A 24,017-nucleotide genomic window follows, 5' to 3' on the forward strand; every position below is an offset into this window, starting at 1 on the left:
CATCCCTGCGCCCGTTCGCATGCCCGTCCCGGAACATGAGCTCCTGGTCCAGCTGCTCGCCGGGTTACCTGATCCGCGTCGGCGGCGCGGGGTGCGTCATCGGGTGGGCGCTCTCATCGCGGTCGCGGTGTGTGCGGTGGTAGCCGGAGCCCGGGGATTCACCGCGATCGGGGAATGGGCCCGGGACGCCGGGGGCGCCGCGTTGGAACGGCTGGGGCTGCAAGGCGGAGGCGTGGACGAATCGACGCTGCGGCGCCTGTTCGCCCGCCTCGATGCGGACCGTCTCGATGTGGTGCTGGGCGCCTGGGCCCTGGCCAGGACCGCACTCGTCGCGGGCGGCAGGGTGATTGCTGTCGATGGCAAGACCGTCCGGGGTGCGCGCGGCGGCGGTTCCTCAGCCCCGCACCTGGTCGCGGCCCTCGCGCACGGGTCCGGGGCGGTGCTGGGCCAGGTCGCGGTGAGTGAGAAGAGCAACGAGATCCCTGCCGCCCGTCAGCTGCTTCAACTCCTCGACTTGGACGGCACGGTCGTCACGATGGACGCGTTGCACACCCAGCACGACACGGCGGACCTGGTGACCGGGTCCGGTGGTGACTACGTCATGACCGTGAAGGCCAATCAGAAGTCGCTGTACGCGCAGCTCAAGGCGCTTCCCTGGGCCTCGATGCCCGCCGTCACGAGGACGGATCGAGGACATGGACGCCGCGTCACCCGCACGATCAAGGTCGTTGACGTGCCGGCATGGGTCGAGTTCGGCGGGGCCAGGCAGGTCGCCCAGCTGCGGCGCACCGTCACCCGGAAAGGCCGACGGACCGTCGAGATCGTCTACCTGATCACCAGCGCCGACGCCCATGACGCACCGCCCGCCATCCTGGCCGCATGGGTGCAGTCGCACTGGGAGATCGAGAACCGCCTGCACTGGGTCCGCGACGTCACCTTCGACGAAGACCGCTCCCAGATCCGAACCGGCAACGCACCCCGCATCATGGCCGCCCTGTGCAACACCGTGATCACCCTGCTCCGCCTGGACTGACACCAGAACATCGCCGCCGCCCTACGCCATCACGCCCGCAACACCGACCGCCCCATCAACCTGCTCCTGGCAGCGTGATCAACGACTTTGCCGGAGCCCTGGGACATAGGCCCCTTCGACAACGACACCGCCGCTGACTTCGCCGGCGACCTGGACGAGGCAGCCCTGGAAGAGCGAGAGCCCATGATCCGCAGAGTCCTCAAACGCGCCGCCGATGCCACGATTTTCTGGAGACCCCTGACGCCATGCGAGCCGTTGCCGCGGCAGCCTTGGTCGTCGCGCAGCACCCTGGCGGCCAGCCCGCGTGTTCGAACTACGGTCCGTCGGAGCCGCTGCCGGAGTTCCCGGCGGACCTCCGGACGCTCGCTGTCGAAGCCCTGGACCAGGTGGTGGCTGAGTCGTCGGAAGTCGCCGAACTGTGGGACGACGTTGCGGATGGGCGGAAATGGCGCCAGGACATCACCCGCCTCCGTGATGTCCTCGACCCCCCGGTCCCGCCGCAAGAAGAGGCGCTCTTCGGGATCTGACCGGTGAAGCACAGCCACGGATCACGGAAGGTGAGCCACGATCGACTCGCGCTCTGGCTCGGGTTTTGAGAAGCGTGCATGCTGAGAAATCCACTGTGGATGGTGATCCCCCCTGGCTACGCTCCGAGCCATGAGCGGACCCGTGTTGATGATCGCATTGGCTGAGGCCTCCTCGCGCGCGGCAATCCTGCGGGTCCGCGAGTTCCTGCTCCGCTCGTCGGTGCGTTGCGAGGAGACGCGGCTCGGCGAGTACGACGTGCACATCAACGCGGAGAGCCTCGGTGTCACGGACACCTGGGACGAAGACGGACGACGCCCCGTCCTGGTCTCCCTCATGAGGCCCGGCGTCGGCGACGAGGCTCTCTTCGAGGCCGAGCATGCCGACGAGGTCGATCAGGAACCCCTTATCGGCTTCGTCCCGACCCACGCTGTCGACATCGTCGCGTTCTGCAACAGCCCGGTCGACCACGTCGTGACGGCTCTGCTGACCGCCGCCGTCATGGACTTGATCGGCGGCATCGCCAACGTCGAACTACGGGAGGACCAGGTACCCGTCGTGGCCGGCCTTCCGGGCATCGTCACGACGGTGATCGATCCGTGGCTTGCCGCGTACGGCTCAGCCGATTTCCTCAGGGCTTGGGTACAGCAGCCTGGCTTCCGACTCCTGAAGTAGCCGGGAACGAGCGCTGCCTGGATCCCGGTGCGGCAATCGGAAAGAGGCCGACCCCACGCAGGAGAGGGATGGGGCCGACCGGATTCGAACCGGCGTCCTCCCACATGCGGTGAAGGCGCGACAACCCCTGCGCTACGAGCCCCATCCCGCTCGTGATCATACGAACCACCCGCCCTCCGCCGCTTCGGATTTATTCGAGCGCGGGGCGGATCGCTTGCGGCCAGTTCGCTGAAGCTGACCTGAGCCACCGAACGTGAACGAAGCCCGTCAGGGCTGGGCCGTCGGCTTCTATCACGGTCTCGCGGCCTCACCCAGTCCACGGTGGCGTGGCACTGTCAGCTCCGGTGCGCGAGCCGGACCTGGGTTTCACGTGCTGAACGACGCTGTCCGATGGCAAGCCAGGGAGCGTGAGATCGATGGGAAAGACGGTGGACTCACGGAACGCGGCGTGCCGGTCCGCCGTATAGCCCGGAAAGTACCGTCAGGCAAAACGTGTTTTCTGCGGATCCTTGTTGTCATCCGCCGCACGGAGTTCGCCAGACCTCCAGCCGACGGCTGCCCGGCCCGGTGGTGTTGGAGCGCCACCCGCCGGAGCGCATGACGACCGCCCGCCCGCTCGCCCCCACGGCACACGGCCTGCCAGCTTCGTGCCGTTCCGAGGACACACCTATGCCCGAACCCCAGCCGCGGCCTGCCGCGATCCAGCCCACTGCTTCCGACTGCCGTCCGATTACAGACGAGGCACGGGAGGCCGCGCTGCAACGTGTCTGCGCCGGCTTCGTCACGACGATCAGCCCGCGCAGCGCCGCCCGGCTTGCTGACCTGCTCTCCAGCACGACCTACGTCCAGGCAGCCTGACCAGGGCCTGGATACGGGAGTGGCCCTTGGTGTTGGAGCACCAAGGGCCGAGAGGACTCCCGGACGACCGCCCAGACGATCTACCGGCGCCGCTGGCCTGCCAGCCGATGCGGCGCCCGAGTGAGGAGGCACTGTGTACCAGCCTACGTCCCGACCGTCGCGTGCCACGCCCTCGCGCTCTCCTTGCCCCAAGCGGCCGACGCTCTCCGGACTTCCCATCCACTCCCACCATGATCGCGCTGCTGATCACGCCCTTCCACTGGCCCTTTCCGGCGCCTGCGTCCGGTGTAGGCGAGAACTGGACCCGGCCGATCGCCAGCGTCTGATGCGTGATCAATTGCTTTCGCGAACAGGGCGATTGGGCCTGCTTTGCGTGGTACGTTCTGTCACCGAAGAACTCAATAAGGTGACCCCGGCAGCGCGGGAACGCTCCGGGGTCCGGCACAAGGAGCTAGCACTCCCCATGCAGATTCATCGTAGCCGCCATGAGCGCGGCTTCACGGTCCTGCCCAACACGCTGCTGCAGGACCGGCGGCTGTCCTACACCGCCCGCGGCCTGCTCGCCGACCTCCTCTCCCGCCCCGACGGCTGGCGCGAGGACGGCCGCCATATGGCCGACACCAGCCCCCATGGCCGCCTCACCGTGGCGAAGGCCCTGCGCGAGCTGACCGCCGCCGGTTACTACCGTGCGCCGCCCGGACGGCACTTTCGTCAGCGAAAGTCACGTGTACGACACCCCGCAGCTCCGTCCGGGTCTCATCCGTCCGGGATCCGGTGAAACGGCAGCCGATGCCCGTGGCGCCCACCCCGTAAAGGACCGTGGGAAAGTACCCACCCTTCCCTTCCAGCGGTCACGCCCCGCCGACGCCGGGTCAGCCGTGGGGGAGGACGGGCGGGGGAAGCCGCCCACTGCCCAGCCCGACGGGACTGGTACGACGGGTCCGGCCGACGCCGCTGTCGGCGAAGCGGTCTCCATGCTGTTCCGGGTGCTGCGGCCGGAGCCGCGTCTGCGGCTCGGCACCGTCGAGGCCATGGCCTTGGCGCCGCTGGTCGCCCCGTGGCTGGAGCGCGGCTACGGGCACCGCGACCTGGCCGAGGCGCTCCTCGGCGGCCTGCCCGACCGCGTCCACAGCGCCCCTGCGATCCTGCGCGACCGCCTCACCCGCAAGCTCCCTCCGGCACCAGAGCCGGTCGTCCCGGCCACGCCGCGCTGGTCCGAGTGCGGCACGTGCGCCCGCCCGATCCCGCACGAAGGCGTCTGCCGCTCCTGCGCGGGTCTCGCCCGTGAGCCCGGACAGACCGAGGACATGGCGGGCCGCGCGAGCATCGCCGCCCGTGGCAGGGCCAGGGTCCGCGCCGCCCTGAACACCGGCCCGGGTCGAGTCCTTCCCGCCAGAGCCTGACCCCCGCCACTGCGCCGTCCGCCGCCACCGCGCTCAGCGGACGGTAGGCCGCCGCGCGCCCACGTCCGCGCCCCGACCCGCGCCAGTAGCGGTCAGCCGGTCGCTCCCACCTGAGCCGACACGCCCGTGTGCCCCCTCCCCGCCCTGCCTCCCTCCGGCATGCCTCGGGGCACCCTGCCATCAGCCCGTCCCTGACTGGAGCCTCCATGTCCATCACCGCACCACCGTCCCCTGCCCACCAGACCTCGGCGGTCGAGCCCGCCTCCGCCCGCCGTACATCCTGGTGGGATCCGCTCACGCTCATCGTGCTCGGCCTGGCCGGCGGTGGCCCTGTCGTACGACGCCCTGCGGCAGATTGCCATCGCCGTCCATATCCGTGCGCACCTGGCCTACCTCTTCCCCCTGGTCATCGACGGGTTCATCGCGTACGGCGTCCGCGCGCTCCTCGTCCTGCGCGACGCACCCTGGCCCGCCCGCGCCTACGCCTGGACCCTCTTCGGCACAGCCACCGCGGCCAGCCTGTGGGCCAACGCCCTGCACGCCGTCCGCCTCAACCAACCCGGCGTCCACACCCTGACCCTCGGCGACCACACCGTGGCCGTACTGTCCGCGATAGCCCCGCTGGCCCTGGCCGGAGCCACCCACATGCACATCCTCATCGGCCGCCAGAGCAGCAACCGTCCCGTGGCCGCCGGAACTCCCACCATGATTCCGGCGGACCCGACCATGATTCCGGCCGAAGAGCACACCACGCCTCCGGAGGACGAGCCGTCGGGGCAGTCCGCAGCCCGGCTCGGCACTGCGGCCGGAACAGAAGACGGGACCCCGCCCGAACTGGCGGGCATCACCGGCCAGGACGACGAACGCCCTGTTCAGAAACTGAACAGCCCTTCCGGCGAACACGCACATACCGGCCGTGGCGGACGCAAGGCCGAGGCGTCGATTCAGCAGCTCGCCGACATCATCCGCCGGGCGTACCCGGATTCCGGCCAGGCCACCCGCGCCATGGCCCGCGCGGCCATCGAAGCCCAAGGAATCTCCGCAGGAAACGAACGCATAGCCGAAGCCCTCAAATCCCTCCAGCCCGGCGAGCAAGCCCGACCCCACCCCGGCAACGACTGAACCGGCCACGAGGGGTGGCCACACCAGGTCATCCCCGCCGGCTGCTCGCCTTCGCCTCCGTAACGCTCAATGAACTCCGGAGAACCGCATGTCCCGCCACCACGACGCCAACGATCACGCAGGCGAGGAGCACACCCCGCCAAGTACACTGACCAGCAACGGAGTAGCCAACCCCCAGCCTTGCGGGGGAGCAAGCTTGGGCATCCGTGCCACCGTTGGCGGCACGGATACGGGTGCCTCCGCCCCAGGGGCGGAGGCGGGTCCGGCGGGGGCGCCGGACCTGGAAGTCAGGGCCGGGGGCTGCCGCGACTCGGACAAGCCCACGTGCGCGCACCCGTTCGTCACGCCGCGCGCCGACACCGATCAGCCGAACACACCAGAGCTCGACGCCGACCGTGTCAACCTCGCCGCGTTCCTTCATGACGGCGTCGCCGCCTTGGACCGCCCACGCCTGTCGGTCGATCACCCCGACAGCCGGCCGATGAAACCCCGGCGCCTGCGCCCACGCGGCGCCGAACCGCGTGACCGGCACCGCTCCACCCGCTTCGCGGCCTCCGAGATCGCCGTTGTCGAGCGGGCGGTTGCTGAACGGGGCCCGTCGTTCTCCGGCTTCGTCGCGGACGCGGCGGTCGCGGTCGCCACCAATCGCGTCGCGGCCCTCCTCCCGCACGAGCGTGCCCTGCGCGCGTTCGGCGAAGAGCTCGGCCGCGCTTTGTACGCGCTCGGCAAGGTCGGCAACAACCTCAACCAGCTCGTTCGTCAGGGGCATATGGACATTCCGGTCGAGCCGTCCCGGGTGGAGCACACGCTGGCTCGGCTGGACGACGTTCTGGCTGAGATCCACGACGTGACCCTTCGCCTGAACGAGGCCGCCTGATGGTTCCCGACATTCAGCGGAAGCTGGGCTCGGACAGCCGGGGCCTGCTCGGCTACCTCTACGGTCCCGGCAAGCAGGACGAGCACCTCGACCCGCATCTCGTCGGCGCCTGGCTGGACCGGGGCGTACCTGATCCCGGCCGCGACGAGCACGCGACGCTCACCCGGCTCGCCGACCTGCTGGACGTGCCAGTCAACCGGCATCGCGCCGAGGGCCGTTCACGCAGGGGCGGGCACGTGTGGCACTGCCCGGTACGTACCGCGCCCGGGGACCGCGAGCTGTCCGACGCGGAGTGGGGTGAGGTCGCACGGCGGGTCGTGCACGCCACCGGCATCGCCCCTGACGGTGACGAGACGGCCTGCCGGTGGATCGCGGTCCGCCACGCCGCCGACCACATCCACATCATGGCCACCTACGTATGCGAGGACGGCCGAGCCCCCCGGGACCACGGCGCCGCCCAGCGCGCCCAGGACGAGTGCCGCAAGCTGGAACGCGAACTGGGCTTGCGGCGCCTGAAGTCCGGCGACAGGACCGCCTCCCGCCGGCCCTTCAGCGCGGAGAAGTACAAGGCGGCGCGGCACGGCTGGGAGCAGTCGTCGCGGGAGTGGCTGCGCGAGCAGATCCGCACGGCGCTCGCGCACGCCACCACGCCCGAGGGGCTCTTCGACCTGCTGGAGACCGGCCTCGGCGTGAACGTCCACGTCCGCCGCTTCACCGAGTCAGGAGACATCGCCGGCTACAAGGCCAACCAGCCCGACGACGTGAACAGGGACGGCAAGCCCGTCTGGTTCACCGCATCCGACCTGGCCAAGGACCTGTCCTGGCCTCAGGTGAGCGAGCGCCTGGCCGCGAACCCGGCCCCGGAGGAGCACCCGACCGCACGCCGTACCCGGCCCGAACACCCGCTGTTCGCCTACGCCGACGCCATCGACACTCACCTCATCCCCGCCCTCGCCGACGACGCGGGAGACGACGGCGCCGCCCAAGCACACATCGTCGCCTTCCACGAAAGCCTTACCGTTCTCGTCCGGCAGGTCCCTCCCGAGCTACGGAAGCAACTCCGGGAAGCGGAACGGGCTCTCGCGCGGGCCACCGTCTCCCAGACCAAGGCCGAGCACCAGGCCACCCGCGAGTTCCGTAAAACCACCCGCGAGCTGGTCTACCTCGCCACCAGCGGCACCACCCCGGGCGAGGGCGCCATCGCCGTCGCGCTGGCCGCAACGATCTTCGCCGTCCAGCTCATCCAGCAATGGCACACCCGCCGCCACCACCAGCAGCAAGCCGACGCTGCCCGCCAGACCGTCACCGATCTCCAGCAAGCGGCCGGCCACGCCGCACAACGCCCCCTCGCCACACTGGCCCAGCACGCGCCCCCACCCGGCACCGAACAGGGCTTCGCCCGCGACCTGGCCGCCGCCGTACCCGAGCACGCCACACGCATCGCCGCCGACCCGCAATGGGCCGCCCTGGCCGGAGCACTGGCCGAAGCCGCCCAACGCGGACACGACCCCCGCCAACTCCTGCGCCAGGCAGCACGCCAACGCGAACTCGACACCGCCCGCAACCCCGCCACCGTCCTCGCCCTACGCATCCAACACCTCGGCCACCAGCCCATCCCCAACCACCGAGCGGCAGCAGCCCGCATCCGCACCACAGCCCACCACGCCAACCCCCCAGCGCAGACGCCCACCCCACCGCGCGCCGCCACTCCGACACCACCCCGAGGAGGACCCCACCACCACTGACCTTCCCCGCCGTTCACCGCACCCGGCAAAGGAAACGAACGACATGAACAGCCCCGCCGACATCAAGCCCGCGAACACCGCGAACTCCGCAACCCATACGTCCCCGCCCTTCTGGCTCACCGACCCCGAAACGCGCGCACGCATCGAAGCCGCAGTCGATGACCTCATCGCCGTGACCTACTGGGCGGTGCAAGATGACGTGACGTTCCTGGAAGCTCTGGAATCCCTCGCCGTGACGACTTGCGACGACCTCAAGCTGGACCGCTCCCTCGTCCCGCTCATCCAGATGCGGGCCGCGGCCTTCGCAGCACAGTGGACGACCGAGCACGAGGAGCCCGTCGACCCGCTGAGCAGCGAATTCCCCCAGCTCATAGCCGCCTTCGAGAAGTACCCCACCACGGTCCAGGCCGCACTGCTCGACACCTACCAAGATCATGGGCAGTGGCACGAACCGCCCGCACCCGAACCCGAGGCATAAGCCGGAAGGCCGGCCGAGGGGACGCGGTCAATCACCGCCGCCCCTCGGCCATTCCCAGATCCGACGTGCCGGGCTGCTGTCAGCAGGTGGAGGCACAGGGCCGACCGCGGAGTACCAATTGGTCGAATCTGTGCTGCCCCGAGCCGCCGCCATCAGCCACCGCGCCACTGCTACGGTCGCCTCCATGACGCTCTCGGTCTCCACGAGTCAGGCTGTTGATCTACGGGTACAGCCGGTCGATGAGGTCCTTGATCATGTCGAGCGGTCCCTGCAGACGCACATCGTCCGGGACACGCTGGTCCGCAAGCGCCGGTCCGTTGGCGGCAGGACAGATCGCGACACCTGGGTGCGGATCGAGCGCCGCCTGCTCGACAAGATCCCCGAACAGGGGTGGAACGGCACCGAGACAGCCGCCCGCATGGGAGGCGTCGCTCAGCCCGAATGGCGCGGATGCCTGGTCTGGCGGGAGGCGGGGATGCCGGTGATGTGGCGGGCCGACGAGACCGCTCTCTTGCCGGGAGCTCCGGTCGGGAACGCCATCTTGAGCGAGGCCCCGATCCTTCCGGAGGAGTGGTGGGAGGCGCTGAACGCGTCCCTGGACGCGCTGGCGGCGCAGCGGACGACGCGGGTTGCCACACCGGACACCGTCACCATCACGCAGGCCCTCGTCACCGAGTCCATCCGCGATGTTTTCTCCGACGATTTCGACACGACCGTGGAGCGGTGGGTGCCGGCCCACGCGGACCTGAATTGGGCGAACATGACGGCGCCGACATTCTGCCTCTTTGACTGGGAAGACTGGGGCAACGCGCCTCTGGGCTTGGACTCGGCATCGCTGTGGGCGAGCTCCCTCGCCGTCCCGGCCCTGGCCGGTCGGGTTCTGCATGAGCGTCGATCCGATGTCGAGAGCCGGGACGGCAGGCTGATGACGCTGTTCGCCTGCTCGAAGATCCTCGGACCGTACGCACATCCCGAGGACCCTCGGCTGGAACCCGCCAGGCGCACAGCCGAACAGGTCATCGCGGAGCTTCGGACTCACTGACCGGGCGAGCGGTCCCGAAGAAGCCGCCGGTACTTCCGGACGGTGCGCTCGTCGACCTCGTCGGCCAAGGCGCCGACGAGGTCGCCCAGGTGGGCGGGCTCATCGGTGCCTACGACGACGGAGCCGACCTGTGGCAGGTGATAGGCAGCTCTGAACGCGGCTTGTACGCGTGACAGGTGGTTGCCATCCCGGAGGAAGACCCGTGGGTCGACCCTGTCCCACACCGGGGCTCGGCTATCGCCTCCGAACGGACTCATTCCCCACACTTCGCTGTCACTCATGCCCCACACCCTGGCGAGGCCCTCCGAGGCATCCAACTGCCCAGCGCCGACGAGCAGACCGGCGCGCGTCATCAGGACGCTCGGCTTGGGTACGGTCGCGTCGACCAGACCGAGCAGCGTCGACGGAGTCCACGAGGCGATGCCCCACGCAGCGCAAAGCCCCTCCGCCACAGCGGCGTTGAGGGTGGCGCACGCCTCGGCAAGAACAGCTTGGCGCGCGGGTGCATCTTCGCCGAGGGAATGCTCCGGGTTGTGCAGGAACACCAGGTCCGGCTCTCGCCCGAGGTCTTTGACCGTCTGCTCTACGGCTTTTCGCAGGCGTACGAGGTCCAGACCGTGCTCCGCCCCGTCCGGCCCCGGAAAGTAGCCGACCTTGGTGGAGATCGTGAATCTCGGCAGAAGGTCGCCGGCGATCTCCGCCAGGACTCGATGCGAACGGAAACCGAAGTAGTTGCTGCTGGTGTCGAGCGCGGTGACGCCGAGGTCGAGAGCCCCGGTCAGGAGACGGCGTTCGTGACGAGACCGGTGTAGCCCGAGGACAATTCGGGGGTCAGCACCGCGCACAGCTCCTCCTTGACCAGGATCTCGGCGATGTCCGCCACTTCGGTACCTGCGACGGTTATTGCCTGCTCCAGCACGACCGGCCGACCACTGAGCAGCAGGCGCAGGGCGGGCAGCGCCTTGGCCGCAAAGGTGAGCTTCTTCCCGGAGGCCACCACGTCGACGGCCTCCCCGAGTTCGTTAATTCGGGGCGGGAAGTGGGTCGTGCACACGACGGCGTCGAGCGATCCGAAGATGTCGAGGAACGGCACGTGACGAGGCAGCGCCACCTCCTGTTCGTACGCCCTGAGGAAATCGGCCGACGAGCGCTCACGGACCAGTTGGACGGCGGCCTCGGTCAGAGCCGCGCTGTCCGCACTCTCCCGACGGTCGAGGTCATGGCGGAAGACCTCGCGCTCGCGGCACCAGTCGCCCAGCCACGCGAGCCAACTCGCGCCCGTCCGTTTGGTGATGCCGAAGGTGACGTGCAGGCTCCTTCCCGAACCGCTGCCGGTACGCGTCGCCCGGTGCCAGTGGCCACGGGGGATGTGCATGACGTCGCCGGTCCGCATCGTGCCGGACCAGATGATCTCGTCGCTCGGAGTGGCGTTGGGGTCGGCGTCCCGGTACATCGGGACGTTCCGCGAGGTCGCGCGGACCTCCCACGCCTTCTCACCCGCGAGCTGGACGATGACGACGTCGTGGTCGTCCCAATGCAGAGGGAAGCCGGAGGCGTCGTTCGTGGTCAGGTACGCGTTGACCTGGACGCGCTCGCGGGACCACCACTGGAGTGCTCGGCACGCGACCTCCATCGTCGGATCGAAGACGTTGGCCTGGTCCATGATCACTGTCGCGCCCTCATCGAGGAGCCTGCCCAGACTGCGCATGTTGACCATGGGGATGCTCTGGCCCCGAGGGCTGACGCTGTCGGTGTAGTAGATGGCCGGGTGGACCTCCTCTCCCTTCTGGAAGCACCGGAACTGCGGGCGGTTCAGGCTCCTTCGCATCGCGATGTCGAGCAGGCGGTTCGGAGTCATGATGCGTGAGACGAGCGCGGGGTCGTCCAGGCTTCCGCGTACGAAGCCCTTGCCCAGTTCCTCGGCTCCGCTCCATCCGAGCGCCGTCTCGATGGCGTTGATCAATCGATGGTCCATCGCTGCGTCCTCCATGGGTTCGACCACGTGATGCGGACGCGGTGGGGGCCGGTACGGCGACCGCGCTGGCCCCCACCGCTTGGTGCCTACTCGCTGTCGTGCAGGTTGCCGTCGCCGCCCGGCCACGGCGCGTCGCCGGAGCTTCCCTGGTTGTCCGACCGGAGGCTGTCGTACCGGTCGTGGACGGCGGTCAGTTCCTCCACCGCGACCAGGAGGCCGCTATGGGCCGGAGGCGGTGTCATGGGTTCTGTCACGTCGTGCTCCTTCCTCTTTGGTTCTCCCGCCAGGGCTCCGGCGGGAGGTCACCGGCCGCCCCACGGCGGGGGGAGCAGGGCTTGCCGTGGGGCGGCGGTCATTGGGGGCGCACTGCTCCGCGGTCACCCGCCGGCGACCGGTCAGGATCTCGGTCGACCGTCAGGCCGCCCATGTCCCGGCGCATGACCGTCTCGAGAACGCGCTGATCCAGCTCGTAGAGACACGCACGGCAGGCGTGGAGGGCGGCATGCAGGCCGCTCGACCGTACGGGCCCGATCCAGGTGACCTCGATGTCGTCGCGTCCGCACCACAGCCAGCACGCTCCGTGCGTCCGCCACTCGTGGCGGTCCCACAGCGCGTCCGCCGTCGGCTTGCAGGCGGCCGGGTCGATGTCGCGCCGAGTGGGACGGAAGACAAGGTCGGGATCGGAAAGCCGGCTCGCGCGTAACGCGTGTCGTCCCACTACGCGACCACCGAACTGAGCGATTCCGGCTCGACCGCTGCCGAATCAACGGTTCCGAGCCTCGGCCGCAGTGCGACCAGCGCACGCCGCGCAACTCCTCGTACGGTGGGCGTCGCCGTGGGGAGAGCGATCTCGGCCCGAACGCGCTTCCCACGGCCGGCGGGCTCCCAGACGCTCCGTGACGCCAAGCACTCGACCAATGCCAGACCGCGCCCGTTCTCGTCGTCATCGCGGGCCCAACTCGTACTCGGGGCAGTGGGGTTGTCGTCGAGGACATCGATCACCAGGCGGCCCGGCCGGTGGTGCAGCTCGACAGTGACCGGTCCCTCGCCGTGGACCACCGCGTTGGTGATGAGTTCGGATGCGACAAGGCGAATGGTGTCCGCTGTCTCGGCATCCAGTGGTACGCCCCACGCGCGCACGCTGTCGACGACCTTGCGGCGGGCGAGGGAGACTTCCCCTTCCCCGCCCGCGAGGACGAAGCGATGGACGAGTGTGGGCATGGCGGACGCCTCCGAGAAGTGGGAGGGCGACCCCGTCCCCGACGGGGGAACAGGGGCGGAGCCGCCGATCTGAGAAGCCGTCCGACTGACGCCCTGCGCGGGCTCGCTCGACGGCTGATACTCAGTGAACGGCTCCGGTGAGCGGGGCGGAACGTTTCCAGGGGGTTCCTCCTGATGACGCCCTACCCGCGCACGGCCACGCGAAGTAGCCTCCCCTCTACGCCGTGAGGCGATGACGGGAGTGATCACATGCCTGGTGAGTCGTTGGCGGTCCACCCGCTGAGCTTTCTTCGTCAGACGCGCGGATGGGGTAAGGCCGAGTTCGCGAGGCTCATGCAGGCACACGGGCGATCACTCGGCATCCCGCTCGCCACCAACCGCACCACCGTGTGGAAGTGGGAACAGGGGCAGGAACCGGACGCTGATGCCCAACGCGTGCTCGCCGACTTACTGCGTGTCCCGTACGAGCGGACGCGGGAGGAGGAGTGGCCCCGCTGGCTGCCGGTCTGGGAGGTCACGACTCTCTCCGCTCCGTGGACCGAGGCCGGTACGGTCGAGGCGTTGTCCGAACTCGTGGGAAGCGGACGCATGGACCGCCGGGGTTTCCTCACCATCACCGGCGCCGCCCTGACCGGTCTCGCGGCGAGTTGGGTGGACGCGCCGTCCGCCTTCGCCGCAGCTCTCGACGGTGACCAGGTCACGGACACGATGGTCGCGACAATCGAGCAGCGCATCAGCACACTCCGCACCCTCGACGACCAGCTCGGCGGTGGCACGCTCCTGGAGCAGGCTCGCGGCGATCTCGCCCTCGTCACCGGCCTCCTGAGCGCCGGCCGATGCACGGAGAACGTCCGCATCCGCCTCTACGCTCTCGCTGCCCGGGTGTCTCACTTGACCGGCTGGATGGCCTACGACGCAGGGCTGCGGTCCGTCGGACAGCGCTACTACGTCGGCGCTTTACGCGGTGCCCGCACGGCAGGAGACGACGCGTTCGGCGCCTTCGTCCTCGCCGAGATGGGCGTCCACGTCTCCGAGGCCGGGCGGACCGCCGACCGCGTCCACCTCATCACGACCGCCATCGACAACGCTCCTCGCGCACTGTCGCCGTACACCCGTTCTTTCCTCTACCTGCACAAGGCCGAGGCACTGTCCCGCGACGGCGACCACCGCCAGGCCGGAACAGCGCTCAACCACGCCGTATCCCTCTGGGACCAGCGCAGGACGGAGGAGAATCCGGACTGGCTGGCTTGGTACGGCGAGGCCCAACTGCGGTCGACCGAGGGTAAGGTGCTGCTGCGGTCCGGGCAGGTGGAGTGCGCCACGGGCTCCCTGGAAGCCTCCGTGCGGAGCGCGGCTCCCCGGGACAAGGCCGTACGCTCCAGCCGCCTGGCCGAGGCCCGCCTCGCCGGCGGCGACCTTGACGGGGCGCTCGACGCCGCGAACTACGGCGCCGGGCTCCTGGAGAGCAGCGTCAGTTCCGTACGAGCCTTGGACCGTTTGAAGGAATTCTCCGCGCGGCTCGAACCGCGCAAATCCGTCCCTGCCGTCCGTGAGTTCCGCGAGCGGCTTCAAGCGCTGCCCGTCGCGGTGTGATCGTCGGCCGTGCGCTTCGTGGTGATCGAGCCCACCTCTCCGGTCTCACGAACCCGGTGCCAGGATGGACCGCATGACGACGATCCATGGTGAGGTCGCGGCTGGGTTCGAGCCGGTGAGTGACGCGTTCGCGGAGAACTTCTCCCAGCACAGGGACATCGGCGCGGCGGTCTGCGTCTACCACCACGGCCGACCGGTGGTCGACCTCTGGGGAGGCGTCGCGGACGCCGAGACTGGTAGGCCGTGGACGCGGGACACCCTGCAACTCGTCTACTCCGCCACCAAGGGAGCCACCGCGACTGCGGCCCACATGCTGGCCGAACGCGGTGTCCTGGACCTTGACGCACCTGTGGCGACGTACTGGCCGGAGTTCGCCGCGAACGGCAAGGCGGACATCCCCGTACGGTGGCTGCTCTCCCATGTTGCCGGCGTGATCGCCTTGGACCAACCCGTTCCCCTCGACGAGGCGTTGGCGTGGCATCCGATGACGGCCGCGCTGGCCGCCCAGCGCCCCCTGTGGACGCCGGGCACGGCACACGGCTACCACGGTCGGACCTGGGGCTGGCTCGTCGGCGAGGTGATCCGCCGCGTCTCCGGCCGGACGCCAGGCCGCTTCTTCGCCGAAGAGATCGCCGCCCCTCTCGGCCTCGACTTCTTCATCGGGCTGCCGGTCGCCGAACGCGGTCGGGTCAGCCGCATGTCGTATCAGCGACCGGCCGTCGACCTCACCACCATCCCGGCCGAGTCGGTTCCCGAGGAACTCCGCGACGTGGTCGCTGCCTGGCGTGACCCGAACTCCTTCAGCAACCGCGCCTTCGCGGTCACCGACCCCGCCGAGATCGACTTCGACTCGCCCGAGGTCCAAGCCGCGGAACTCCCGTCCTCCAACGGCATCGGCACCGCCCACGCCCTGGCGCGCATGTACGCCGCCCTGATCGGCGAGGTCGACGGCGTACGCCTGCTCGCTCCGGAAACCCTGAAGGCGGCGACCAAGGAGCAGGCCGCCGGCAAGGACCAGGTAATGCTGATCCCGAGCCGCTTCAGCTCGGGCTACATGCTCTCCACCGAGTCCACCCCCATGACAGGCCCGACCTCCTTCGGCCACACCGGCCGCGGCGGCTCACTCGGCTTCGCCGACCAGGAACACGGCGTCGCCTTCGGTTACGCGATGAACAACATCATCAGCGGGAGCGACGACGTGCGTGCGGCATCGTTGGTGGAGGCGCTGCGTAAGTCGCTGGAGTAGCACAGAGCTGCTGGCACTGAGGTTTTCTCAGCGAAATGATCTTCGCGAAACGTTGTGAACCGCTCGCCCCTGGACGTATCGGGCGGACTCATCCTGGTTGTAGGCAGACGTAAAGCCCCTGGTAGGACAGGTCTCACCACAAGATCTCGTCCGAACCACCAGAGGCTTCACGTTGGTCACCCATGTTGCCACGCTCGATGTCCCACGCCACGTCGTGGACCACCTTTCACGACTGCTGGCCGCCCACCGCCGACGATTGCGCACTCCGCGGGGCTCACGGGCCCTGGGCCCGTTCCGCCAGGCCGTGCTGGTCCTGCGCTGGTTCCGCGAGCAGGCGTGCGTGCACTGCCTGGCCCGCGACGCCGGCATCTCCCAGGCCACCGGCTACCGCTACCTCCACGAAGGCATCGACGTCCTCGCCGACCGGGCCCCCGAGTTGCACGACGTCCTCAACCGCTGCCGACGGGAAGGAATGACACACGTCATCCTCGACGGCACCCTCATCGGATCCGACCGCCTGGCCGGCGTCCGCGAGAACGGCAACGACCTCTGGTTCAGCCAGAAGCACAAGGCGTTCGGCGGCAACGTGCAGTTCCTGTCCTCCCCGGACGGCACCCCGCTGTGGGTCTCCGACGTCGAGCCCGGCTCCACCCCGGACATCACCGCCGCCCGCATCCACGCCCTGCCTGCCCTCTACAAGGCCGCCGCCAACGGCCTACCGACACTCGCGGACAAGGGCTACATCGGCGCCGGCATCGGCATCCACGTCCCGGTCCGCCGCCCCGAGGGCAAGTCCGGAAAAGCCTTCCACGCCGACACCCGCACCACGAACACCCTGATCAGAGACCTGCGCGCTCTCGGCGAACGCGCTGCCGCCGAACTCAAGGAACGCTGGCGCACGCTCAAGCACGTCTCCCTCAGCCCCAGCCGGATCGGCGATATCGCCCGCGCCGCACTCGTCCTCAACGGAATCTGGAAATGATCTTCGCTGAGAAAACCTCACTGGACGGGGATCTAGCGGAGACAGGCCGTCGACCTGCCGTTTCACGTGTCACCGGTAGCGCGCAGCACGGGTGCCACTGCACGCGACGTAGAGGTGATCTTGCGATGAGTACCCGCAAGAGCGGGCGGTCCTATAGAAATGAGGTATGTCGACTTCGATGAGCGGGCGGGACGAGGCTGCCACTCGTACGGATCTGATCGATCCTGTACTCCTCCAAGCCGGATGGGCGGAGTCCCAGATCAGGCGGGAATTCTGGGTCGGTGACGGTCAGATCGTGGACACCGGAGGACAGTCCTATCGCGGCAGCAGGCTACGCGCGGACTATGTGCTCGAGTACGAGCCGGGCTTCCCAATTGCTGTTATCGAGGCAAAGCCAGAAAATGATCCGGCAGAGATGGGGGTCGAACAGGCCAAGCGCTATGCGCGCGGCTTGGCGCTGCCGGTGGCCTATGCAACGAACGGGCGCGTGATCCGCGAGATCAATATGACCACCGGCAGCGAGACCGAAGTCAGTGGCTATCCAACTCCGCAGGAGTTGTGGCAGCGGTTCGTTGACGCGAAAGGGCTTGATGACGATCTTGCGATGAAATTTCGTAGGACGCCGTTCAAACAGGACCTACGAAATCTTAACGGGACGATCAAGCGGCCTCGCTACTACCAAAAGGCGGCGGTTGATGAGGTATTGGCCGCGATTGCGCGTGGGGACAAACGAATCCTCCTGACTCTAGCAACAGGAACAGGGAAGACCTTTGTAGCCTACCTGTTGGCTGGCAAACTTTGGGACTGCCACTGGCCGCAGGGCAATGATAGGCCGCGCGTGCTATATCTCGCCGACCGCAACATGCTGGTGGACCAACCAAAGGATGAGTATTTCATCCCAGGGTTCGGTGACGACGCAGTTTGCAAGCTTGGTCAGGGCAACGCGGTCATGAGTCGATATTTCTACTTCGCCCTCTATCAGTCGCTGGATCAAACTGGTGACGAGGCCGCGCTGTTTCTGCAATATCCGAGAAACTTTTTCGACCTGATCATCGTGGATGAGTGCCATCGCGGCTCCTCCGCTGCAGAATCCCGATGGCGTGAGATCCTGGATCACTTTGACTCTGCCGTCCATCTGGGGATGACTGCGACTCCAGTTGAAGACAGCGATCGAAGCACGAGCGGCTACTTCGGTGCCCCGGTCTACACTTACTCGCTCGGCGACGGAATCCGAGACGGCTACCTCGCCCCATACCGAGTCAATAAGATCCTGCTCAACGTGGATGTCGAGGGATGGCAGCCAACCCCCGGACAGCTTGATATATATCGCAATGAAATCCCGGACAAGATCTACGGGCCAAAGGAATTCGAGCGCCTTGTAGTTATCTTCGAACGGACTCAGGAAGCAGCGCGTGCGCTGACTGACTATCTCCAGCGCACCGATCCGATGGCCAAGACGGTGGTTTTTTGCCAGGACATCGAACATGCAGGTCGGATGCGCGCTGCCATGGCGAATCTGAACAGTGACATGGCCGGGCCTAGGAACGACTACGTCTTCCGGATCACGGCCGCGGATGGCGACTCCGGCCTGGCCGAACTGGCCATCTTCCGTAAGACCGAGACCAAGCGCCCCGTTATCGCCGTCACGTCAAAGCTGTTGAGCACCGGCGTGGATATGCCGACCGTGCGGAACGTAGTGTTCCTGCGTGCGGTGAAGTCCGTGCCCGAGTTCAAGCAGATTATCGGCCGCGGTACCCGACTGTGTGAGGAAGAGGACAAGCTGGTCTTCACCATCGTTGATTTTTGCGACGCGACCAAGCATTTCAGTCGGCCCGATTTCGACGGACTCCCTTTGGGGCGTCCGACAGTCACGAGGACAGATAAACAGGGCCACCTGAACGAAGAGGAGCCCGATCCCGACTTCCCAGAACCAATGGAGGGAAGGAGCGACCAGAGCGAACTCTCGTCAACCACTCCAGAACAGACGGCCATGGGAACCGGCGTGGACGCCGGTGGTGTGGTCCGGGATCCGGAGCTTAACGCCAGAATCCGGAACTCACCGACGAAATACTACGTCGATGGTGTAGAGGTTTTCAAATTCAACGAGTCACTCTACCTCCTGCAATCCGGGACTCAGGAATTGCAGCTCATCGAGTATCGGCAGTTTGTCGGCGAGCAGGTAAGAAAAATGGAGTTGACGCCGAGCAACCTACGCGCACAATGGGCGCGTGCGGCCACTCGCCGGGAACTCACGATGTTGTTTCGCGATGCGGGCATCGATTCCGCGGAGGTGTACAAGCACACTGGGCACGAGGAGGTTGATGAGATCGACCTTCTGCTCAACCTCGCGTATGGCACTGCGCTGGTCACGCGTAGTGAACGGGTTCAGCGGGTACGTGCGGAACATAGAGCGTTTCTTGACGAGTTCACTGTCAAGGCCCGCGAAATCCTGGAGAGTCTCTTGGACAGGTATGAGCGCGACGGCATCACCGAGGTGTCAGCCGAGGCGCTGCAGACGCCCGAGTTCAAGCAGATGGGCAGCGTGACGAGCTTGGCCAGCCGGTTCGGCGGCGGCAGAGGGCTGCACGAGGCGATCGACGGCCTGGCTGCCCGCCTCTACGACCTCGCGGGGTAACTTCCGTAGACTGAGCAACGCCCGCTGGCTTCAGACATCGTGGGCGGGACCATGTAGGCGAAGCGATCCGGGAGTCGGACAGTAATGAGCGCGGACGATCAGGTAGCACTGTTCGAAAACCAACCCGGAACGGCAAAGCCCAAGGCCCGGAAGCGGGCTCCGCGTAAGCCTGCCGCGCCACAGACCACCCAGGCGCGCTTGTCTGCGATCGTCAAGTCGGCACGCGACATCATGCGCACCGACGAGGGCCTCAACGGTGATCTTGACCGTCTCCCGCAGCTCGCCTGGCTGCTGTTCTTGCGCTGCTTCGACGCGAAGGAAGACGAGCGAGCACTGCTTGAGGGCGAAGCCTTCAAGCCTGCCATCGCACCGGAGTATCAGTGGAAGGTATGGGGGGCGAATCCGTCGACCCCGACCGGAGATGCTCTCTTGCACTTCGTGAACAACAAACTATTTCCCTATCTGGCAAACCTCGATCAGGAGGTGAAAGAGGAGGACGAGAAGCGCACGGGCTTCGACCCTCGCTTGGTCATTTCCTCTGTCTTCAAAGATCTGACAAACCGGATGCGCAACGGCGCGTTGCTACGCGACGTGATAAACCAGGTCCACAAGGTTGACTTCACTCAGCAGGACGATGTACATACTATGGCCCTGCTTTATGAGGGCATCCTGCGTGAGATGCGCGATGCGGCCGGCGACTCGGGTGAATTCTACACTCCGCGACCAGTCATCCGGTTTATGACGCAACAGCTTTTCTTGGAATTGGGCGAGAAGATTCTTGACCCGGCTTGCGGAACCGGGGGCTTCCTGGTCGAATCGCTTGAGGAATTGAGGCCCAAGGCTAAGACTACCAAGCAGATCAGCGCGCTCTATAGCGATATTCGAGGCATCGAAAAGAAGTCCTTGCCGTTCTTGCTGAGCATGATGAATATGCTCCTCCATGATGTACCTCGGCCGCAGATTCGCCGAGGAAACTCGCTTGTGATGATGCGACTTATGGGCAAGCGTGACAAAGTCGATGTCATCGCCACTAACCCGCCTTTCGGTGCAGAGGAGGAAGCCTCGGTCACAAATGCTTTCGATGAAGGGTTCCAGAGTCGAGAGACTGCTTGGCTGTTCCTCAATGTCATCATTGAGAAGCTCAAGGACAATGGTCGCTGCGGCATCGTCCTGCCTAACGGAATTCTTTTCGGCGACGACATCTTCGCGATGAATATCAAAGATAAACTCCTGACCGAATGCAATCTGCACACCGTCATCCGGCTCCAGCAGGGCGTCTTCGCGCCCTACACGGAGATCCCGGCGAACTTGTTGTTCTTCGAGAAGGGAAAGCCAACTGAAGAGACCTGGTACTACGAGCTACCGCTCCCCGACGGGCGGCGTAGCTACACCAAGAGCAAGCCGCTCGCCTACGACGAATTCGCTCAATGTCAGGCCTGGTGGGGTGGGCCGTCACGGGAAGGCCGCGCTACAACCGCGCAGGCTTGGCGCGTGCCGATCAAGGATCTTCGGGACGGTGGTCTCAATCTAAATCTATTTAACCCGCACATCGCCGATGAGCTTGCCCACCAGGATCCCGCGGAACTCGTTGCCGGATTGATCAAGACCGAACATGAGATCCTCGGGCTACTCGAAGAGATCCAGTCTGAACTCGCAGGTGGAAAGTGACCTACCCAGAAAGGCCGTTCGGCGAGGTGCTCACACGCACCTACGATCCGGTGATCGTCGAGGCAGGCGGGAAATATGACACGATCGGTATCTATAGCTACGGTCGCGGTATTATCGAGCGCCCTACTATTGACGGATCAGAAACAAAGTACCGTGTATTTAACCGTCTCCACGCGGGTCAATTCATCTTCAGTAAGCTGTTCGGCTGGGAAGGTGCGCTGGCTGTCGTGCGGGAGAGGCATGAAGGCCGATGTGCCTCGCCGGAATTTCCTACGTTCGAGCTGGATGCAGCGCAGGTAGACTTCAGATATCTGTCCCATCTTGCGGCATGGCCGACACTCCACCAACGACTGCGCGGTGGCACGACAGGTATGGGATCTAGACGGCAGCGCATCAGTCCTCAAAAATTCCTCGCGACGGAGGTGCCCCTCCCCGACCTCGCAGAGCAGCGCCGTGTCGCTGCGCGGCTCGACGTCGGGATGGTCAAACTAGCCCGCGCTGAGGAATTGAGACAGTCCACAACGCATGTCCGTAATGCATTGCGGGAGTCGTTGATTTCTAAGGCAAGCATGGTAACGAAGCGTGCGCTCGAAACCGTGATGACCCTCACCAGGAGATCCGTCGAGGTGAGTGCGTCTGCCTCGTACCGAGAGATCGGTTTGCGTTCCTTTGGGCGTGGTGTATTTCATAAGCCGCCAGTTTCAGGGGCTGAGCTTGGAACGAAGAAGATCTTCAGGATCGAGCCCGGCGATCTGCTATTCAGCAGCGTGTTTGCCTGGGAAGGTGCGGTTGCGCGCGCCAGTGCAGCAGAGATGAACCGAGTTGGTTCGCACCGCTTTATGACATACGTCGTGGATCCGTCCATCGCGGATGCAGACTACCTACGCTTTTATTTCCTCAGCGCACCTGGTCTCGAAATTCTGCGCCGTTGCTCGCCAGGCGGAGCCGGTAGGAACAGGACTCTTGGCATCAAGCCGTTTGGGGCCGAGATAATCCCGTTGCCGTCGCTGAGTGAACAGCAGCGGATAGCGCGCATGTTGCTCTCTGCAGAGGTGATTTCTCGAGATTACGGGCTGGCGTTCGACACGCAGATTCAGGCTGCCCGCACAGCTATGCTGAACGCCGCATTCACTGGGGAGTTTTAGGCTGAGCGGCGATCTGGTCCATAGCTTTCCGGTGAAGGTGAGCGGCCCGGGCACGACGGAATGCGTCGTAGTCGTTGGTCAGTGCCGCATCGAAGGCGTCTGGCGAGATGAGGCTCGCTGAGCAGTATGCTCGAACGGTGTCCTCGCCGTGCAGATCGATCAATTCCCGGAGATATTCCGAGGGCCGCTGATCCGAGATGTAGATGTTAGTGATCGAACTGAGCATGATGATGTTTGCTACGCAGTTGATCTCCGTCTCGCTATGCCCCTCTTTCTTCAAATAGGCCTGAGGGAAGAAGTGGTGATATTCCTTGTCGTTGCTCCAGGATAGAGCCTTGCCGATGTCGATCGGCCGACCGGACCGCAAATCCTTCGGTTGTTCGTGAGCCAGGAGCAGGGCATGTGCTTTTGAGAAGGCGGCGCCCTGGCGGAACCGGGTCCGTTCCCAAGTCTCACTTCCAGGCAGGTTCCCACCAGGCAGCATGGCTGCGCCGTGTCCAGCCGCGAATGCCTTGACTGCCTCACGGGTCGCGATCATCTGGGCGCCGGCCCAGTTAGTGAAGTAGCCACTGAATGAGGTGCGCCAGAACCAGCGCTTGAGGTCGGCGATCTGCTGCGGCGTGGGCTTCTCAACCCGCTGAAACACATCGGAGAGGACCGCGAACTGGTTCTGATATGGCAGCGCCCTCTCCCCGGGAAGGCCCAGATCGGTGGCCAAGAAGTCGGCCGCGCGGCGCGCGCCCTCGGCCGATCGCTTCACGATTTCGCGCAGCTCTGTCGGGGCGTGCTCGCGAAGCTTGTAGATGTCCTCGCCTGAGTATCCATGCCCAGCAGTCGCGGCAACGACGCGCAACAGAGTGGGCGGGTCGACGCTATCGAACTGCTTCGGTGCCAGGTCAGTTGCTGCCCCGTCGAGAAGATCGGCGAGATCGAAGTCGCTAGTCCAGGTGGCCGCGCGGATCAAATCGGCGATGGTGAGGGTCGTTGCGGTGCTGTTGATACGGGAGAAGACCTTGGCGACCTCGTCGGCGGGCATGTCCTTGATCGTTGCCACGGCGATCTTGTAATTCTGAAAGCGCCGATAGAGCGTGTCCGCTTGCTCTTTGTATTTGGCGTTCCGCATCCAAGGGCTGTTAAAGTACTCGGCCGCATCGGCAAGCAACCGTGTCGGAATTTGGTGATCGGGTGGGGTAGCGAGGCTCGTCGCGTGCGCGAATGCGCCGATCTCCAGATCGTAGACGATGTTCCAGTAGCTGCTTGGGTCGTTATTGGGTATCCAGTAGAGCGCGCCACAGATGGTGGAGAGCCGCTGTTGTCCATCGAGCAGGTAGCGGCGAGGGTATCCGTCACGTGGCTCATCCACAGGGAGATTTGCGATGGTGCGGTCGCTCGCGAGCTCCTCCCGGCTTTCCCACAGCAGGACGCTGCCGATGGGAAAGTCTCGGGCGATCGAATCGAGTAGATCGAGGACCTGTCGACGTTTCCAAACGAACTCGCGCTGGAACTTCGGCAGAAGGACCTCGCCACGCTTGATGTCCCTCGCAATGTCCACGAGGCCTTCGGTGCCGGTATGCAGCGTTCTAACTGGCTTCGCGCCCAGCCCCATAGCCGATCAGCCTCCCATGCCGATTCCGTACAGTGTTGTCACCCTACTGGTGGTCACCGACAACGAGACCCGCACCACCTATCCCTCGGCGGACGTGGTGCTCGGCAAGACTCACGCAGAACTGGTCAGGCTCCGAGTTGGGAAGTGATCGCGGCCAGCTCGAGGTCGAGTTCGCCTGCCGCCGCTTC

General features: G+C 66.1%; 21 protein-coding genes, 1 tRNA gene and 1 pseudogene. 17 read left to right on the forward strand and 6 right to left on the reverse strand.

The annotated features are described in order from the left end of the window. The first annotated feature begins 19 nt into the window (after positions 1-19). The 3 genes and pseudogenes from OG552_RS19395 to OG552_RS19405 all read left to right on the forward strand — a co-directional run bounded on the left by OG552_RS19395 (position 20) and on the right by OG552_RS19405 (position 2,233). Positions 20-1,033 carry an ISAs1 family transposase gene (locus tag OG552_RS19395; RefSeq protein ID WP_329134613.1) on the forward strand — a complete coding sequence of 338 codons (1,014 nt, stop codon included), beginning with the start codon at positions 20-22 and terminating at the stop codon, positions 1,031-1,033. 87 nt (positions 1,034-1,120) lie between these two features. Further along, a pseudogene (locus tag OG552_RS19400) lies at positions 1,121-1,560 on the forward strand (DUF4259 domain-containing protein). A 130-nt stretch (positions 1,561-1,690) separates the two neighbouring features. Then, positions 1,691-2,233, forward strand: coding sequence for a DUF6368 family protein (locus OG552_RS19405; RefSeq protein ID WP_329134615.1), 543 nt, complete (start codon positions 1,691-1,693; stop codon positions 2,231-2,233). Positions 2,234-2,302: 69 nt separating this feature from the next. Here the strand turns inward: OG552_RS19405 and OG552_RS19410 are convergent. After that, positions 2,303-2,376 (reverse strand) — tRNA-Ala (locus OG552_RS19410). A 526-nt stretch (positions 2,377-2,902) separates the two neighbouring features. On the opposite strand from OG552_RS19410, the gene OG552_RS19415 reads away from it, so the two are divergent. From OG552_RS19415 to OG552_RS19450, 8 genes are all read left to right on the forward strand, one after another. Next, a complete protein-coding gene (locus OG552_RS19415) occupies positions 2,903-3,091 on the forward strand; it encodes a hypothetical protein (RefSeq protein ID WP_329134617.1) in 189 nt (62 codons plus the stop codon). Positions 3,092-3,554: 463 nt separating this feature from the next. After that, positions 3,555-3,869: a hypothetical protein gene (locus OG552_RS19420; protein ID WP_329134619.1), complete on the forward strand. Its 315-nt coding sequence runs from the start codon at positions 3,555-3,557 to the stop codon at positions 3,867-3,869. A 196-nt stretch (positions 3,870-4,065) separates the two neighbouring features. Continuing rightward, positions 4,066-4,494 carry a hypothetical protein gene (locus OG552_RS19425; RefSeq protein WP_329134621.1) on the forward strand — a complete coding sequence of 143 codons (429 nt, stop codon included), beginning with the start codon at positions 4,066-4,068 and terminating at the stop codon, positions 4,492-4,494. A gap of 324 nt (positions 4,495-4,818) precedes the next feature. Next, positions 4,819-5,616, forward strand: a complete 798-nt coding sequence (locus OG552_RS19430; protein ID WP_443070976.1) for a DUF2637 domain-containing protein — start codon at positions 4,819-4,821, stop codon at positions 5,614-5,616. Positions 5,617-5,812: 196 nt separating this feature from the next. Continuing rightward, complete coding sequence (locus OG552_RS19435; RefSeq protein ID WP_329134623.1) at positions 5,813-6,493, forward strand: hypothetical protein; 681 nt, start codon at positions 5,813-5,815, stop codon at positions 6,491-6,493. Next, positions 6,493-8,238 carry a mobilization protein gene (locus tag OG552_RS19440; RefSeq protein WP_329134625.1) on the forward strand — a complete coding sequence of 582 codons (1,746 nt, stop codon included), beginning with the start codon at positions 6,493-6,495 and terminating at the stop codon, positions 8,236-8,238. The genes OG552_RS19435 and OG552_RS19440 overlap by 1 nt, the downstream gene beginning before the upstream one ends. Before the next feature lie 43 nt (positions 8,239-8,281). Then, complete coding sequence (locus OG552_RS19445) at positions 8,282-8,716, forward strand: hypothetical protein (RefSeq protein ID WP_329134627.1); 435 nt, start codon at positions 8,282-8,284, stop codon at positions 8,714-8,716. 184 nt (positions 8,717-8,900) lie between these two features. Beyond that, positions 8,901-9,758 carry a hypothetical protein gene (locus OG552_RS19450; protein ID WP_329134629.1) on the forward strand — a complete coding sequence of 286 codons (858 nt, stop codon included), beginning with the start codon at positions 8,901-8,903 and terminating at the stop codon, positions 9,756-9,758. Here OG552_RS19450 and OG552_RS19455 read toward each other — a convergent pair. From OG552_RS19455 to OG552_RS19470, 4 genes are all read right to left on the reverse strand, one after another. After that, positions 9,752-10,603, reverse strand: coding sequence for an aldo/keto reductase (locus OG552_RS19455; RefSeq protein ID WP_073502981.1), 852 nt, complete (start codon positions 10,601-10,603; stop codon positions 9,752-9,754). The genes OG552_RS19450 and OG552_RS19455 overlap by 7 nt on opposite strands. Further along, entirely contained in the window at positions 10,537-11,733 is a 1,197-nt protein-coding gene (locus tag OG552_RS19460; protein WP_329134632.1) for a JmjC domain-containing protein, read from the reverse strand. Before OG552_RS19460 ends, OG552_RS19455 begins: the two co-directional genes overlap by 67 nt. An 86-nt stretch (positions 11,734-11,819) precedes the next feature. Further along, entirely contained in the window at positions 11,820-11,987 is a 168-nt protein-coding gene (locus OG552_RS19465; RefSeq protein ID WP_329141393.1) for a hypothetical protein, read from the reverse strand. A 463-nt stretch (positions 11,988-12,450) separates the two neighbouring features. Continuing rightward, the gene (locus OG552_RS19470) at positions 12,451-12,954 is read right to left on the reverse strand and encodes an ATP-binding protein (RefSeq protein WP_329134634.1); all 504 of its coding nucleotides are present in this window, start codon (positions 12,952-12,954) and stop codon (positions 12,451-12,453) included. A 249-nt stretch (positions 12,955-13,203) separates the two neighbouring features. Here OG552_RS19470 and OG552_RS19475 point away from each other — a divergent pair, with 249 nt between their 5' ends. The 6 genes from OG552_RS19475 to OG552_RS19500 all read left to right on the forward strand — a co-directional run bounded on the left by OG552_RS19475 (position 13,204) and on the right by OG552_RS19500 (position 22,223). After that, a complete protein-coding gene (locus OG552_RS19475; protein ID WP_329134637.1) occupies positions 13,204-14,547 on the forward strand; it encodes a transcriptional regulator in 1,344 nt (447 codons plus the stop codon). Positions 14,548-14,620: 73 nt separating this feature from the next. Continuing rightward, positions 14,621-15,793, forward strand: coding sequence for a serine hydrolase domain-containing protein (locus tag OG552_RS19480; RefSeq protein WP_329134639.1), 1,173 nt, complete (start codon positions 14,621-14,623; stop codon positions 15,791-15,793). Between the two features lie 172 nt (positions 15,794-15,965). After that, positions 15,966-16,775, forward strand: coding sequence for a transposase family protein (locus OG552_RS19485; protein ID WP_329134641.1), 810 nt, complete (start codon positions 15,966-15,968; stop codon positions 16,773-16,775). A 166-nt stretch (positions 16,776-16,941) separates the two neighbouring features. Then, complete coding sequence (gene hsdR, locus OG552_RS19490; RefSeq protein ID WP_329134643.1) at positions 16,942-19,410, forward strand: EcoAI/FtnUII family type I restriction enzme subunit R; 2,469 nt, start codon at positions 16,942-16,944, stop codon at positions 19,408-19,410. A gap of 84 nt (positions 19,411-19,494) precedes the next feature. Continuing rightward, positions 19,495-21,078: a class I SAM-dependent DNA methyltransferase gene (locus OG552_RS19495; RefSeq protein ID WP_329134645.1), complete on the forward strand. Its 1,584-nt coding sequence runs from the start codon at positions 19,495-19,497 to the stop codon at positions 21,076-21,078. Further along, positions 21,075-22,223: a restriction endonuclease subunit S gene (locus OG552_RS19500; RefSeq protein ID WP_329134647.1), complete on the forward strand. Its 1,149-nt coding sequence runs from the start codon at positions 21,075-21,077 to the stop codon at positions 22,221-22,223. Before OG552_RS19495 ends, OG552_RS19500 begins: the two co-directional genes overlap by 4 nt. On the opposite strand, the gene OG552_RS19505 is transcribed toward OG552_RS19500, so the two are convergent. Further along, a complete protein-coding gene (locus OG552_RS19505) occupies positions 22,207-23,829 on the reverse strand; it encodes a GmrSD restriction endonuclease domain-containing protein (protein WP_329134649.1) in 1,623 nt (540 codons plus the stop codon). The genes OG552_RS19500 and OG552_RS19505 overlap by 17 nt on opposite strands. Positions 23,830-24,017 lie beyond the last annotated feature (188 nt).

Origin of the sequence: Streptomyces sp. NBC_01476, assembly GCF_036227265.1 — a bacterium.
Taxonomy (GTDB): domain Bacteria; phylum Actinomycetota; class Actinomycetes; order Streptomycetales; family Streptomycetaceae; genus Actinacidiphila.